This is a genomic window from Sphingomonas sp. CCH9-F2 (assembly GCF_001556735.1).
Classification (GTDB): domain Bacteria; phylum Pseudomonadota; class Alphaproteobacteria; order Sphingomonadales; family Sphingomonadaceae; genus Sphingomonas; species Sphingomonas ginsenosidimutans.
This window is the reverse complement of sequence record NZ_LSJO01000666.1, coordinates 1-14,093: the sequence shown is the minus strand read 5'-3', so window position 1 is coordinate 14,093 and position 14,093 is coordinate 1. Positions and strand designations below refer to the sequence as shown.

Annotated in this window: 15 protein-coding genes; all 15 read left to right on the top strand. The window is 71.0% G+C overall.

Annotated features, from left to right (window positions below; all coding sequences use genetic code 11):
- On the top strand, nucleotides 1–2,430 hold a 2,430-nt coding region (locus AX685_RS18975), incomplete at its 5' end, for a YdbH domain-containing protein (RefSeq protein WP_066491526.1).
- On the top strand, nucleotides 2,427–2,645 hold the full coding sequence (locus AX685_RS18970) for a YnbE family lipoprotein (RefSeq protein WP_066491525.1): 219 nt from the start codon (nucleotides 2,427–2,429) through the stop codon (nucleotides 2,643–2,645). The genes AX685_RS18975 and AX685_RS18970, both read left to right, overlap by 4 nt.
- Nucleotides 2,646–2,649: 4 nt before the next feature.
- Nucleotides 2,650–3,030, top strand: coding sequence for a YdbL family protein (locus AX685_RS18965; protein WP_066491516.1), 381 nt, complete (start codon nucleotides 2,650–2,652; stop codon nucleotides 3,028–3,030).
- 246 nt (nucleotides 3,031–3,276) lie between these two features.
- Nucleotides 3,277–3,609 (top strand): AtpZ/AtpI family protein, encoded by a 333-nt coding sequence (locus tag AX685_RS18960; RefSeq protein ID WP_066491515.1) that lies wholly within the window; start codon nucleotides 3,277–3,279, stop codon nucleotides 3,607–3,609.
- Nucleotides 3,610–3,637: 28 nt separating this feature from the next.
- On the top strand, nucleotides 3,638–4,426 hold the full coding sequence (locus AX685_RS18955) for a F0F1 ATP synthase subunit A (protein WP_066491514.1): 789 nt from the start codon (nucleotides 3,638–3,640) through the stop codon (nucleotides 4,424–4,426).
- 46 nt (nucleotides 4,427–4,472) lie between these two features.
- A complete protein-coding gene (locus AX685_RS18950) occupies nucleotides 4,473–4,700 on the top strand; it encodes a F0F1 ATP synthase subunit C (RefSeq protein WP_066491509.1) in 228 nt (75 codons plus the stop codon).
- A gap of 65 nt (nucleotides 4,701–4,765) precedes the next feature.
- Nucleotides 4,766–5,260: a F0F1 ATP synthase subunit B family protein gene (locus AX685_RS18945; protein WP_066491507.1), complete on the top strand. Its 495-nt coding sequence runs from the start codon at nucleotides 4,766–4,768 to the stop codon at nucleotides 5,258–5,260.
- Nucleotides 5,253–5,867, top strand: coding sequence for a F0F1 ATP synthase subunit B family protein (locus AX685_RS18940; RefSeq protein ID WP_066491505.1), 615 nt, complete (start codon nucleotides 5,253–5,255; stop codon nucleotides 5,865–5,867). The genes AX685_RS18945 and AX685_RS18940 overlap by 8 nt, the downstream gene beginning before the upstream one ends.
- Before the next feature lie 70 nt (nucleotides 5,868–5,937).
- The gene (locus AX685_RS18935; RefSeq protein ID WP_066491504.1) at nucleotides 5,938–6,354 is read left to right on the top strand and encodes a hypothetical protein; all 417 of its coding nucleotides are present in this window, start codon (nucleotides 5,938–5,940) and stop codon (nucleotides 6,352–6,354) included.
- Nucleotides 6,355–6,426: 72 nt separating this feature from the next.
- Complete coding sequence (gene uvrC / locus AX685_RS18930; protein ID WP_066491501.1) at nucleotides 6,427–8,346, top strand: excinuclease ABC subunit UvrC; 1,920 nt, start codon at nucleotides 6,427–6,429, stop codon at nucleotides 8,344–8,346.
- Between the two features lie 303 nt (nucleotides 8,347–8,649).
- Entirely contained in the window at nucleotides 8,650–10,167 is a 1,518-nt protein-coding gene (locus AX685_RS18925) for a DUF3857 domain-containing protein (protein ID WP_231792304.1), read from the top strand.
- Complete coding sequence (locus AX685_RS18920) at nucleotides 10,119–11,432, top strand: tetratricopeptide repeat protein (RefSeq protein ID WP_066491498.1); 1,314 nt, start codon at nucleotides 10,119–10,121, stop codon at nucleotides 11,430–11,432. The genes AX685_RS18925 and AX685_RS18920 overlap by 49 nt, the downstream gene beginning before the upstream one ends.
- A 43-nt stretch (nucleotides 11,433–11,475) precedes the next feature.
- Nucleotides 11,476–12,429, top strand: coding sequence for a polysaccharide deacetylase (locus AX685_RS18915; protein WP_066491497.1), 954 nt, complete (start codon nucleotides 11,476–11,478; stop codon nucleotides 12,427–12,429).
- Nucleotides 12,426–13,331 (top strand): GNAT family N-acetyltransferase, encoded by a 906-nt coding sequence (locus tag AX685_RS18910; protein ID WP_231792303.1) that lies wholly within the window; start codon nucleotides 12,426–12,428, stop codon nucleotides 13,329–13,331. Before AX685_RS18915 ends, AX685_RS18910 begins: the two co-directional genes overlap by 4 nt.
- Nucleotides 13,332–13,458: 127 nt before the next feature.
- A partial coding sequence (gene recO, locus AX685_RS18905; RefSeq protein WP_066491487.1) for a DNA repair protein RecO occupies nucleotides 13,459–14,093 on the top strand: 635 nt, incomplete at its 3' end.

Genomic DNA, 14,093 nt, shown 5'->3' with positions numbered 1-14,093 from the left:
CAGGTCGCGGCGGGGGCGCAGGTGACGCTGGGCGCGGGGTTCGACCGCTGGCAGGGCACGCTGCATCACGCCGGCGCGGCGGTGGTGCGCGCGCCCGGCTATGGCGTGGAGCGCCTGACCGGGACGATCGCGTTCGACGGACATGCGCGCGCGACGAAGGGCGACGTGCGGCTGGCATCGGGGCCGCTGACCGTCCCCGGTGCGCGGGCGAAGGGCGCGACGATCGCGGGTCGCTACGCGCTGCGCGGCGCGCCGCCCGCGTTCGCGGGATCGGTGACCAGCCGCGGCACCGCGCTGGCGCCTGCGATGCTGCGGCAGGTGACGGCGCGGGCCGACGCGGCCGCCGGATCGCCGGTCGCGCCATTGGTCCGGCAGGCTGCGATGGCGGCGGCGCGCGCGGGCCGCGCGTTCGACATGGCGGCGCGGGTCAGCCTTGCCGATGGCGCGGCGGCGGTGCCGGACCTTACGCTGACCGCCGCCAGCGGCGCGCGGGTGACGGTGCGCGGCGATGCGCTGCGCGTCGGCGGGGTCGCAGTGGGCGGGCGGTTGCGCGTGGCGGGCGGCGGACTGCCGACGGTTGCCGCCGACCTGACGCAAGGCACGGGCGGCGCGATCGCGGGGACGGTGCGGATGGCGCCCTATGCCGCGAACGGTGCGCGGCTGGAACTGACCCAGGTGCGGATCGCGGGGCGGCGGGTGACGACGCAGCTGACGCTCAGCGGGCCGCTCGGCGGCGGGCGCGTCGACGGTCTGGTCGTGCCAGTCGATGCGCGCTGGCGCGGATCGCGCCTCGCGCTCAACCCCGCATGCACGCCGGTGGCGATCCGGTCGCTGGCGCTGTCGGGGCTCCGGCTCGACCCCGCGCGGCTGACCTTGTGCCCGAGCGGGGCTGCGCTGGTCGAGGTGGCGGGCGGGCGCGTCGCGGGCGGCGCGCGGATCGGCACGGCGGCGTTGCGCGGCACGATCGGCGGCACGCCGCTGGCCGTCGACACCGCGGGCGGGACCGTGCGGCTGGGCGACCGCGGCTTCGCGCTGGCGGACGTGCGTGCGGCGCTGGGCGCGGAGGGGCGCGTCACGCACATCGCCGCCACGCGGCTCGATGGACGCGTCACGTCCGCAGGGATCGCTGGCGCCTTCGCGGGGCTGGCGGGGCAGATCGCCAACGTGCCGCTGGCGATGAGCGCGGGGGAGGGCGAATGGCGGCTGGCGGGCGGCGTGCTGTCGCTGGACGGCGCGCTGTCGGTCGCCGACACGCAGACGCCCGCGCGGTTCGAACCGATGGCCGCGCGCGACGTCGCGCTGGTGCTGAAGGACGGGCGGATCGATGCGCGCGGCACACTCCACGAACCCGTCACCGGCACGAAGGTGGCCGATGTGACGATCGCGCACCGGCTGGCGAGCGGCGAGGGCCAGGCGCATCTGGCGGTCCCCGGCATCACCTTTGGCGAGGGATTGCAGCCCGACCGGCTGACGCGGCTGACGTTCGGCGTGATCGCCGACGTGAAGGGGACGGTCAGCGGGCAGGGCGATATCGACTGGGGCGCCAAGGGGGTGACCAGCACCGGCACCTTCACCACGCCGGGCACCGATCTGGCCGCCGCGTTCGGCCCGGTGCAGGGGCTGGCCGGGACGATCCGCTTCACCGACCTGCTGGCGCTGGAAAGCGCGCCGGGGCAGGTGGCGACGGTGGCGTCGATCAACCCCGGCGTCCCCGTCACCGACGGGCGGATCGTGTTTCAGACGCTGCGCGATACGAAGGTGAAGGTGACCAGCGGCATCTGGCCGTTCGCGGGCGGCACGCTGTCGCTCGACCCCACGCTGCTGGATTTTTCGGAAAGCGGGCAGACGCGCCGCATGACCTTCCACGTCACCGGCATGGACGCGGGCAAGTTCCTGCAGCAGTTCGATTTCTCGAACCTCAACGCCACCGGCGTGTTCGACGGGGTGCTGCCGATGGTGTTCGACGCCAATGGCGGGCGGATCGAGGGCGGGCGGCTGATCGCGCGCGCCGGCGGCGGGGGCATCGCCTATCTGGGCGAGCTGACCGAGAAGGATCTGGGCTTTTGGGGCAATCTTGCGTTCCAGTCGCTGCGCTCGCTCACCTATCGCGAGCTGGTGCTGGAGATGGACGGGCCGCTGGCGGGCGAGATGGTCACGGGCGTGCGCTTCACCGGCATCCGCCAGGGCGCGGGCGCCAAGAGCAATTTCCTGCTGCGTCGCCTGACGCGGCTGCCGATCGTGTTTAACATCACGATCCGTGCGCCGTTCCGCGGGCTGATCGATTCGGCGGCGAGCTTCTACGATCCGCAGCGGCTGGTGGCGCGCAACCTGCAGGCGTTGATCGCGGAGCAGAACCGGCAGGCCGAACGGAATGCGCAAGGGGAACAGGGGGGCGCCGTTCAGCCCCCGGAAAGCGGGAATGTGCCATGACCGAAACGGAAGTGCGGAAGGTGAGCGTGACGACCAGGCTGATGGCGATGGCGGTGATGACCGGGATGCCCTTGATCGCGGGCGGGTGCGTAAACATCTCGGCACCCGACAAGCCGATCCAGATCAACCTGAACATCAACGTCACGCAGGAAGTGGTCTATCGCCTCGACAACGAAGCGAAGTCGCTCATCAAGCAGAATCCGGGGATTTTCTGACGCCATGACCAAGAAAGCCATTCTGATGATCGCCGGCGCGGTGGCGCTGGCGGCGGTGTCGGGCGCCGCCTGGGCGCAGCGCGACCCGGCCTATGCCGCGGCGCGCGCGGCCGGCGAGGTGGGCGAGCAGCCCGACGGCTATCTGGGCGTGGTGGGCGGCGGCAACGCGCAGCTGCGCGCGCTGGTCAGCAACATCAACATCCAGCGCAAGGCCGCCTATACGCAAAAGGCGCAGGCCAGCGGCGCGACCGTGGAGCAGCTGGCCTTCACCAGCGGCTGCAACCTGATCGCGCAGACCAAGCCGGGCGAGAAGTATCGCACCCCCGACGGATCGTGGGAAACCCGCGGTGCGGGCGCGCCGGTGCGCGATTCGCGCTGCGTGTGACCCGGTAAGGCGGGGGGCTGCGCCTCATGAAGGTCCCAGCCTTCGCTGGGACCGCGGTCGATATCCTGCGTCGCCGCTGCGCCGGCAGGGGCCTTTCACGGTTCCTGCGCACCGCCCGTCGCTGATCCACAACGGTTGACACCCCCCGGACCCCCGGCTAACCGGGCCGTGCCTTGGCGGGGCTGCTCGCCGACAGAGCGACTTCCCCTTCCTGGTTCGTACACGATCACGGGATGGGGATGCTGCGTGTCGGAGAATGGACCCGGACAGGATTTCCACGGCGCGGAAGACCCGCGGCTCGCCTCCATCGACAAACGGCTGGAGCGGGCGCGCAGGGATGAAGCGATCCGCACGGGGGCCGTGCGCGACGATGGGGGAGCCGGCTATCAGCTGGGCAACCGCGTGCTCGCCGCCCTGATCGGAAGTCTCGTCGGCTCGGCGCTGATCGGCTGGCTTATCGACCGCTGGTTCGGCACGACGCCCTGGGCGCTGATCGTGATGCTGTTCCTGGGGATCGGCGTCGCGTTCAGGCAGATCATTCGGTTGACGACCAGGCGCCCGGACGAACCGGGCGCTTGACGTATGTAAGACGGTTGGGGACCAGCGCGTGGCGGCAGAAGGCGGCAAGATCGATCCGATGCACCAGTTCCTGATCGAGCCTGTGCTCGGTCAGAAATGGGTGGTGGGCGGCTATGATCTGTCGTTCACCAATTCGGCGCTGTGGATGGTCATCACCCTCGTGTGCCTGTGGCTGTTTATGCTGGGCGGGATGAAGCGCGAGCTGGTGCCCGGCCGCTGGCAGGCCGCGGTGGAGGGGTTCACCGGCTTCGTCCAGAACATGCTGACGTCGAACGTCGGGCCGGAGGGCAAGCGCTTCGTCCCCTACGTCTTCTCGCTGTTCATGTTCATCCTGTTCGCCAACGTCCTGGGCCTGATGCCGGTCGGCATCGTGCCGGGCTGGCATCCGTTCACGATCACCAGCCACCTGACCGTCACCGGCGTGCTGGCGATCATCAGCTTCTCGATCGTGCTGATCGTCGGCTTCGGCAAGCACGGCTTCCACTTCTTCAGCCTGTTCGTGCCGCACGGCACGCCGGTGGTGATGATCCCGCTGATCTTCGTCGTCGAACTGCTGAGCTTCCTGGTCCGTCCGTTCTCGCTGGGGCTGCGACTGTTCGTCGCGATGACCGCGGGGCACATCCTGCTGAAGGTGCTGGCGGCGTTCGTCATCAACGGGCTGAACATGGGCGTCGGCTATGCCGCGATCGTCAGCCTGCCCAGCTTCGCGCTGATGATCGGCATCACGCTGCTGGAACTGCTGGTGGCGGCGATCCAGGCCTATGTCTTTGCGCTGCTGACCAGCGTCTATCTCAACGACGCGGTCAACCTGCACTGAGTTTCCTTCGTTCAACCAACTGATTTTTCCACGGGAGTTTACTGACATGGACGCAACCGCCGCCAAGCTGCTCGGTGCTGGTCTCGCCGCGATCGGCATGGGCATTGCCGCGCTGGGCGTGGGCAACGTGTTCGCCGCCTTCCTCGAAGGTGCGCTGCGCAACCCGGGTGCCGCCGACGGCCAGCAGGGCCGCCTGTTCATCGGCTTCGCCGGTGCGGAGCTTCTGGGCCTGCTCGCCTTCGTGACGATGATCATCCTGGTGTTCGTCGCGTAACGACACGCCGACGGACCCGTCCCGTCCGCATCGTGCGGGCGGGGCACCAAGGATAGCGGACACCCATGCCTCAAATCAGTCAGATCGCCGCCACCTACGCCTCGCAGATCTTCTGGCTGCTCGTCACCTTCGGCATCCTGTATTTCGGGATCGGCAAGATGATGGTCCCCAGGGTGCAGGGCGTGATGGACCTGCGCGAATCGAAGATCGCGCAGGATCTGGCCGATGCCGAAGCGGCGCGGGGCCAGGCCGACACGACCGAGGCGGCATGGACCGCGCGGATGGACGCCGCGCGTGCCGCCGCGCAGGCCGAGGTCGCCAAGGCCAAGGCGCAGGCGGCGACCGCTGCCGAAACGCAGATGCGCGCCGCCGACGCCGACCTGGCCGAGCGTGTGGCGCATCACGACGTGGCGATCGCCAATGCCAAGGCGGCGGCGATGGTCAACGTGCAGACGATCGCGGCGGAAGCCGCGCAGGAGCTGGTCGAGCGCCTGTCGGGCGTCGCCATCTCCCCCGAAGCCGCCAATGAGGCGGTGCGCAGGCAGATGACCCATGGCTAATCCCCCCTCCACGATCGCGCAGGACATCGAGGCGCAGCCGCTGGAGACGCATGACGTCGCCAACGGCAGCGGGATGACCGGCACCGTCCACGGCGGCGCCGTCGAACACGCCGCGCCGACCGCGCTGGGCTTCAACGACACCGGCTGGGTGGGGATCGCCGCGCTGGTCGTGCTGATCGGCATGGTCATCGCCAAGGTGCCGGCCGCGATCGCGGGGATGCTCGACAAGCGCATCGGCGAGATCCGCCGCCAGCTGGACGAGGCCGCGCAGCTGCGCCGCGAGGCCGAGGCGCTGCGCGACGAATATGCCGCCAAGGCGCAGTCGGCGGAGGCCGACGCCGCCCGGATGCGCGAGAATGCGCAGCACGAGGCGACCGCGATCATCGCCAAGGCGAAGGCGGACACTGCGCTGCTGATGGACCGCCGCGCGAAGATGGCCGAGGACAAGATCGCCGCCGCCGAGCGTGCCGCGATCGCCGAGGTCCGGGCGAAGACCGCGCAGGCCGCTGTCGCCGCCGCCGCCGCGCTGATCGCCGAGCGCCACGGCCAGGACGCCGACCGCCCGCTGATCGACAAGGCGATTGCCGGGGTCGGCCGGCTCAACTGATCGCGGCGATTCGGCCGGATCGCATGAAGACCCCGTCGCGTCGCGGCGGGGTTTTCGCGTTTCGGCGCGCTTGCGGATCGTGCTGCGCCGCGGGATGATGCCGCACATGGGGTGGTGGACCGATCGCATCCGCGCGTGGTTCGGCCGGGGCGACGACGATATCGCGCCGGACGGCTTCGGCCAGTCGCTGGCGGATGACCTGCGCTTCCTCCACCGTTTCCGCCAGTGCCGCCGCCGCGTGATCCGCTGGCGCACGCCGACCGCCGACGAGCACGCGGCGATCGACGCCGATCTGGTGCTGGGGCGCTTCGGCGACGACACCATCGCGCTGGCCGAGGTCGACGGGCGCCGCTGGATCGTGCGCGAGCGCGTATGGCACGGCTGGCCCGACCCGCCGGAATTTGCCTTCTTCGCGGTCGAGCCGGACGGCACGATCTGGGTCGGGGCGGACTTCGATCGCTGGCCGGCGGTATGGGCGCGGCCGTGACCCGCCGCGTCCGGCCCGATTCCGGCTACCGGGGCGTTGCCGCCGAGTCCGCGCATCCCTAGATCGCAGGGAATGACCGGCAGCTACGGACCCCCCGACCGTTTCAACGAGGAACAGGCGACCTATACCGTCCGCGGCGCCGACACGCCTGATCTGGAAACCGGCGTGGCGGCGATCCGCAACGTCCTGAAGACCCTGCCGCTCAAGCCCGGCGTCTATCGGATGCACGATGCCAAGGGCGACGTGCTGTACGTCGGCAAGGCGCGCGCGCTGAAGAACCGCGTCGGCAATTACGTGCAGGTCGAACGCCTGTCGAAGCGGTTGCAGCGGATGGTGTCGCTGACCCGGTCGATGACGATCGTCACGACGAACAACGAGGCGGAGGCGCTGCTGCTGGAGGCGCAGCTGATCAAGCGATACCGCCCCGCGTACAACGTCCTGCTGCGCGACGACAAAAGCTTCCCGTTCATCCTGCTGCGCGCCGATCACGACTTTCCGCGCATTCAGAAGCATCGCGGCGCGCGGCGCGCGAAGGGCGATTACTACGGCCCGTTCGCCAGCGCGGGGAGCGTCAACAACACGCTTAACGCACTCCAGAAACTGTTCCTGCTGCGCAGCTGTACCGACGGCTTCTTCAAGACGCGCGACCGCCCGTGCCTGCTGTACCAGATCAAGCGCTGTTCCGCGCCGTGCGTCGGGCGGATCGACGAAGCCGGCTATGCCGAGCTGGTCGCGGACGCCAAGAAATTCCTCGCGGGCAAGACCACCGACGTCCAGGCGAAGCTGGGCACGCAGATGCAGGCGGCGGCCGAGAACATGGATTTCGAGCTGGCCGCGGTGCTGCGCGACCGGTTGAAGGCGCTGACCTTCATCCAGGGCACGCAGTTCATCAACGCCGAGGGAGTGGGCGATGCCGATATCTTCGCGCTGGCCAGCCACGAAGGGCTGATCGGGATCGAGGCGTTCTTCATCCGCGGCGGGCAGAATTGGGGGCACCGCAGCTTCTTCCCCGCGCACACCGCCGACGTGCCGGAGGACGAGGTGCTGACCCAGTTCATGGCGCAATTCTACGAGGAGGTGCCGCCCGCGCGCACGATCCTGATCGACCGCGTGCTGCCCGATGCCGAGGTGCTGGTGCAGGCGCTGTCCGAACAGGCCGGGCGCAAGGTGGAGCTGACCGTGCCGCAGCGCGGCGTGCGCCGCCGGCTGCTCGATCAGGCGACCCGCAACGCACGCGAAGCGCTGGAGCGGCGGCTGGCGGAGAGCACGACGCAGGCGCGGCTGCACCGCGAGCTGGCCGATCTGTTCGAACTGGCCGAGCCGCCCGACCGGATCGAGGTGTACGACAACAGCCATATCCAGGGCACCAACGCGCTGGGCGCGATGGTCGTCGCCGGGCCGGAGGGGTTCCGCAAGGGCCAGTATCGCAAGTTCAACATCAAGCAGGCGGCGACCGACGACGATTATGCGATGATGCGCGAGGTGCTGACGCGCCGCTTCGCCCGCGCGCTGGAGGAAGACCCCGATCGCGACGGCGAGACCTGGCCAGACCTGGTGCTGCTGGACGGCGGGCGCGGACAGCTGAACGCAGCCAAGGCGGTGCTGGAGGACCTGGGGATCGAGGACGTGTGCCTGGTCGGCGTGGCCAAGGGGCCGCACCACGGGCGCGAGGGGCGCGAGGTGTTCCATTTGATGGACGGGCGCGAACTGACGCTGCCGGTCAATGCGCCGCTGCTGTTCTACCTCCAGCGGTTGCGCGACGAGGTGCACCGCTTCGCGATCGGCGCGCACCGCGCGAAGCGCGCCAAGGCGATCGGCGCCAGCCCGCTGGACGAGGTGCCCGGCATCGGCCCGGCGCGGAAGAAGGCGCTGCTGATGCATTTCGGCACCGGCCGCGCGGTGCGCAACGCCAGCCTGGAGGATCTGCGCAAGGCGCCCGGCGTCAGCGCGGGCGTGGCGCAGCAGGTGTACGATTTCTACCACGCACGGTGATGCGGGTTCGGATGGCCGCCGGGGCGGATCGGCCTTGACCCTTGTATCGTCACCCCGATCCACCTTGCCGCGCACGTCACCCCGGTGCAGGGCGGGGCGTCCAGCGGTTCTTCTCTGCTGCTGTCACCGGGAGATCCCAGCCTTCGCCGGGATGACGACCGGCTCGATAGGGTAAGGGCGAGCCGTGGCGGAATGTCGCCGCTACGCCCGTCAACCGGCGCTTCCCCGATCTCCGGCAACCCGCTACGCTGCATCGCGGGGAACATATCCGGGGGGACAGGGGTGATGCGGCGATGGCCGTTGGTGGTCGTGCTCATGGCGAGCGCGACATCGGTTCAGGCATCCGAAACGGTACGTTACGCGCCCGCGCCCGACTGGGTGGCGGCGGCGCCGGCGATCACCGCGGCGCAGGTCGGCGGCGATGCCCCAGCGATCGTCCTGTTCGACAATCAGGCGCGGCTGGATGGCGCGCTGGCGACCACTTACGTCGACACCGCCACCCGCGCGGCGACGCCGGCGATGCTGGCGCAGATGGGCAATCTGTCGATCCCGTGGATGCCCGATCGCGGTGACCTGACCATTCACCGGCTGGAGATCGTGCGCGACGGGAAGACGATCGACCTGATCGCCGCCGGGCAGAAGTTCACCGTGCTGCGCCGCGAACAGCAGATGGAACAGAATGTGTTGACCGGCGCGCTGACCGCGACGCTGTCGGTCGAGGGGTTGCAGGTCGGCGACGTCCTGCGCAGCAGCTTTTCGATCAGCCAGTCGGACAAGGCGCTGGGCGCGCGCGCGATGATCGTGGCGATGACCCCGGCGGCGCCGTTCCGCGCCGGCTTCGCACGGTCGCGGCTGGTATGGCCGCGCGCGCAGGCGGCGAAATGGCGCGGCTATGCCGCCGGCCTTGCCACCACCGAGCGCGACGTCGGCGACCTGCACGAGGTGACGGTCGCGCTGCCGCTGCCCAAGGCGCCGGACATGCCGGAGGATTTGCCCGACCGGCTGCGACGCCTGCCGATCGTCGAGGCGACGAACTTCGCCGACTGGGCCGACGTGTCGCGCACGCTGGCGCCGCTGTACGCCACCGACGGGCTGATCGCGCCGGGCAGCCCGCTCGACCGGGAAGTGGCGGCGATCGCCGCGGCGGAAAGCGATCCGCTGCGCCGTGCCCAGCGCGCGCTGGAACTGGTGCAGGGCAAGGTGCGCTATCTGGCGGTGGGGATGAACGGCGGCGCGCTGACGCCGCAGCCGCCGGCGCGGACGTGGGAATTGCGCTACGGCGACTGCAAGGCGAAGACGCTGTTGCTGCTGGCGATGCTGCACCGGCTGGGCGTGGAGGCCGAGCCGGCGGTGGCGAGCGTGCAGATGGGTGCGATCGTCGCGACGCGGCTGCCGTCGGCGGCGGCGTTCGACCATATCCTGGTGCGCGCGACGATCGGCGGCGAGACGCTGTGGCTGGACGGCACCGGGCTGGGATCGCGGCTGGAGGATATCCGCGACGTGCCGCCGCTGCGCCATGTCCTGCCGCTGCGCACGGCGGGGGCGGTGCTGGAGGCGCTGCCGCTGCGCGCCGATGCCCGTCCCGACCGCATCGTGGAGGTGAAGTGGGACCAGCGCGCCGGGGTCGAGTTCCCGACGCTGTTCGACGCCAGCATCATCATCCGCGGTCGCATGGCGGAGATGTTCGCTGGCGCCGCGAGCCAGGCCGATGCGGAGGAGCGTCGGACGACGCTGCAGCAGATCATCTCGGCGGAGACGGGGAGGGGCAGTTCGTGGCGGAGGATCTGCGCTACGATCCGGCCACCGCGACCGCGACGGTGACGGGCCGCGGGGTCGTCACCACGCCGTGGCAACGGGAGAACCGCCGCTATCGCATGAATGTCGACCGGGTGGTGAGCCTGCTGGATTTCACCCCCGATCGCGCGCGCCAGGCGTGGCGCGATCTGCCGGTATCCACCGGCGCGCCCAGCGGCACGATGTACCGCGCGACGTGGCGATTGCCCGACACGGGCGGGGCATGGGAACTGGAAGGATCCAGGACGTTGCCCGCGACCCTGGCGGGACGGCAGATGCGACGGCAGGTGGCGCTGGACGGCGGCACCTTCACGATCGAGGAGCGCGTCGATGCGATCGGTGCGGAGGTCGCCCCGGACGCGCTGGCCGCGGAACGCGCGCGCTACGCGCAGGCGCTTGCCAACCTGCTGCGGCTGAAGGCGCCGGCGGCACTGCCCAACCGTGCCGAGCAGGTGCTGGCGGGGCGCAAGGACGGCCGGTTCAAACCGCTGGAGGAGGCGTTCGCCGCGGTGATCGCGCGCGATCCGAAGGAAGCGACCGGCTATTCCAGCCGCGCATCGTTCCGCGCCGGGCTGTTCGACAATAGCGGGGCGATCGCCGATCTGTCGCGTGCGATCGAACTGGAGGATTCGGTGGCGCTGCGGATGCAGCGCGCGGCCCTCTACGTCGAGGAGGAGCGCGCGCGCGACGCGCTGGCCGATTACCGGCAGGCGCGCGCCCTGGAGCCCGACAATGACGCCGTCCTGCTGGCACTGGCGCAGGCCACCGCGCATGGCGGCGACCGGCCCGCGGCCTATGCGCTGCTGGACGAACGAATCGCGCGCGGCGACCGCGAGCGGGTGGACGCCGTGCGTACCCGCGCCGAACTGATGGCAGAGAAGGCGGGCGGCGAGGCGGACAAGGGCGTCGCGCTGCTCGACGCGGTGATCGCCGAGCGACCGGGCGATTCCGGGCTGCTCAACGGGCGCTGCTGGGTGAAGGGGATCGGCAATGTCGCGCTCGACACCGCGCTGAAGGACTGCACCCGGTCGATCGAGCTGTCCGACAGTCCGGCGGCGACGCTGCACAGCCGCGCGTTCGTCTATTACCGGATGCAGCGGTTCGAGGAGGCGCTGGCGGATCTGGACGCGGCGGCGGACCTGATGCCGCGCTCGGCGGACGTGCTGTACCTGCGCGCGCTGACGCGTCGCCACCTGGGGCGCACCGCGGAGGCGACCGCCGACATGACCGCGGCGACGCTGTTCGACAGGCAGATCGCCGCCACCTACGCCCGCTATGGCGTAACCGGATAGCCGCCGCAGCCCTCCGTTTACCTTCGGCTGCTACACCCCCGCCATGCCGCACGTCTTCCTGACCATCGATACCGAGTTTCGCTGGGGCGATCATGCCGCCGGTCTGGCGTTGCCGACGATCAGCGAACGGTCGATCGAACCGGCGGGGGTGGGGCTGGCGTGGCAGCTCGACCTGCTGGCGCGGCACCGGCTGAAGGCGACCTTCTTCGTCGATCCGATGCCGGCGCTGGTGTACGGTGAGGCGGCGATCGCGCGCGTCGTCGCGCCGATCCTGGCCGCGGGGCAGGAGGTGCAGCTGCACCTGCACCCCAATTGGGTCGGTGCGCATCCCGGCGACGGCGGGGCGACGCACGGCCGCTTCGAACTGATCGACCATTCGCGCGATGCGCAGGCCGCGCTGCTGGCGAAGGGGATCGCGCTGCTGACCGCGGCGGGCGCGCCCGCGCCGGTGGCGTTCCGCGCCGGCAGCTATGCCGCCAACGACGATACGCTGTCGGCGCTGGCGATGCTGGGCATCCGCTACGACAGCAGCCACAATGGCGCGCACGCCCCCTGGCCCAGCGCGATCGGGCTGCCCGCGGCGCAGATCGCGCCGGTGTGCCGCCGCGGCGTGATGGAGGTGCCGGTGACGCTGATCGAGGATCGTCCCGGCCGCTATCGCAACGTGCAGGTGTGTGCGCTGTCGGCAGCCGAGATGCGCGCGACGATCGACCATGCGGTGGACCGCGGGCATGAGGCGCTGACCATCGTCAGCCACAGTTTCGAACTCGCCAACCGGGCCGCGACCGCGCCCAACCGCGTGCATGTCCGCCGGTTCGAGGCGCTGTGCGCGATACTGGCGGCGCGGCGCACCGTGGCGCCGACCGCGCATTTCGCGGATCACCCCGCCTTGCGCCCCGGCCGCGACGACCAGCCGCTGCCGCCCAGCGCGCTGCGGCTGCGCTGGCGCCAGGTGGAACAGGCATGGTCGACGCTGGTCGAGGAACGCGCCGCGTGACCGCGCCGGGCGGTTCGGCGGGCGGCGCGCTGTCGTTCCGCATCGGCGCGCGCACGCTGGCGGCGATCCCGCGCGAGCTGGTGCGGATCGGCCTGTCGCTGGACGAGGCGCTGGCCGGCCACGGCCCGGTGCTGCCCGCATTGGACGCGCGCCAGGACGGCTGGTTCGTCACCTCGCTGCCCGATGCGGCGGCGATCGCGGCGCCGGGGATCGGCTATGTGCGGCAACGCTATCGCCGCTATTACGTCGATCTGGCCGCCGGCGAGGCGGCGTGGCGTGCCGGGCTGTCGGGGCAGGCGCGATCGGGGATGAAGCGCAAGGCGAAGAAGCTGGCGGCGGCCAATGGCGGCGCGCTCGACATCCGCCGCTATCGCACGCCGGCGGAGATGGCGGCGTTCCATCCGCTGGCGCGCGCCGTTGCGGCGACCACCTATCAGGAACGGCTGCTGGGATCGGGGCTGCCGGGCGATGCGGCGTTCGTCGAGGAAATGCGCGAGCGCGCGGCCGTCGACGCGGCGCGGGGGTGGCTGCTGTTCCTGGGCGATGCGCCGGTCGCCTATCTGTGGGGCGCGGGCGAGGGTGATTCGCTGCGCTACGATTACGTCGGGCACGACCCGTCGTTCGGGGAATTGTCACCGGGCAGCGTCCTGATGGAGGCGGCGCTGACCGATCTGTTCGCGGACCGTTTCGCGCGGTTCGACTTCACCGAGGGCGAGGGCCAGCACAAACGGACGCTGGCGACCGGCAGCGTGGCGTGCCGCGACGTCCTGCTGCTGCGCCGCACGCTGGCCAACCGCGCCGCGCTGGCGGGACTGGCGGGGTTCGAGCGCGCGGTGACGGCGGCGAAACGCTGGACGCAGGTGCCTGGGGTGGCGGCGCTGGCGCGGCGCGCGCGGCGGTAGGGCGAGCAGGAAACGAACGTCATCCCGGCGCAGGCCGGGATCTTAGGCGTATGCCGCAGCAGGAGCCGCGGGAGGCGCCTGCCTGCGCAGGGGCGACGGGACGGGCGCCACCCCCTATATCCCCCCCATGCACATCCACGCCGATGCCGTGATCCTGTCCGTGCGTGCACATGGCGAGCATGGCGCGATCGTGCGCGGCTTCACGCGCGACCACGGGGTTCAGCCCGGCTATGTCCGCGGCGGCCATGCGCGGCGGCTGCGCCCGGTGCTGCAACCCGCCAATGCGATCCGCGGCGAATGGCGCGCGCGCACCGACGAGCAATTGCCCGCGCTGACCGTCGAGCTGCTGCACAGCCGCGCGCCGCTCCATGCCGAGCCGCTGCCCGCCGCCGCGCTGGAATGGCTGACCGCGCTGACCGCCGCGACGCTGCCGGAGGGGCAGCCCTATCCGCAGCTGTACGACGCGCTGGGCGCGGTGCTCGATGCGATCGCGGCGGCACCGTCGGCGCGCGGCTGGGCGGGCAGCATCGCGCGCTACGAACTGCTGCTGCTGGCCGAACTCGGCTTCGGGCTGGACCTGTCGGCGTGCGTCGTCAGCGGGGCGACCGACGACCTGGCGTTCGTCAGCCCGAAGAGCGGCGGCGCGGTCGCCCGCGCGGCGGCTGCGGGCTATGAGGCGCGGCTGTTCGCGCTGCCACCGTTCCTGGCGGCCGGCGGCGCGGCGGCGGGCGGGGAGGAGGCGCTGGCCGCGCTGGCGATCAC

Bases quoted from the DNA above. Each gene is read 5' to 3' on its own strand.
- AX685_RS18970 (WP_066491525.1), top strand. From the start codon at position 2,427: ATGACCGAAACGGAAGTGCGGAAGGTGAGCGTGACGACCAGGCTGATG.
- AX685_RS18965 (WP_066491516.1), top strand. From the start codon at position 2,650: ATGACCAAGAAAGCCATTCTGATGATCGCCGGCGCGGTGGCGCTGGCG.
- AX685_RS18950 (WP_066491509.1), top strand. From the start codon at position 4,473: ATGGACGCAACCGCCGCCAAGCTGCTCGGTGCTGGTCTCGCCGCGATC.
- AX685_RS18945 (WP_066491507.1), top strand. From the start codon at position 4,766: ATGCCTCAAATCAGTCAGATCGCCGCCACCTACGCCTCGCAGATCTTC.
- AX685_RS18940 (WP_066491505.1), top strand. From the start codon at position 5,253: ATGGCTAATCCCCCCTCCACGATCGCGCAGGACATCGAGGCGCAGCCG.
- uvrC (WP_066491501.1), top strand. From the start codon at position 6,427: ATGACCGGCAGCTACGGACCCCCCGACCGTTTCAACGAGGAACAGGCG.
- AX685_RS18915 (WP_066491497.1), top strand. From the start codon at position 11,476: ATGCCGCACGTCTTCCTGACCATCGATACCGAGTTTCGCTGGGGCGAT.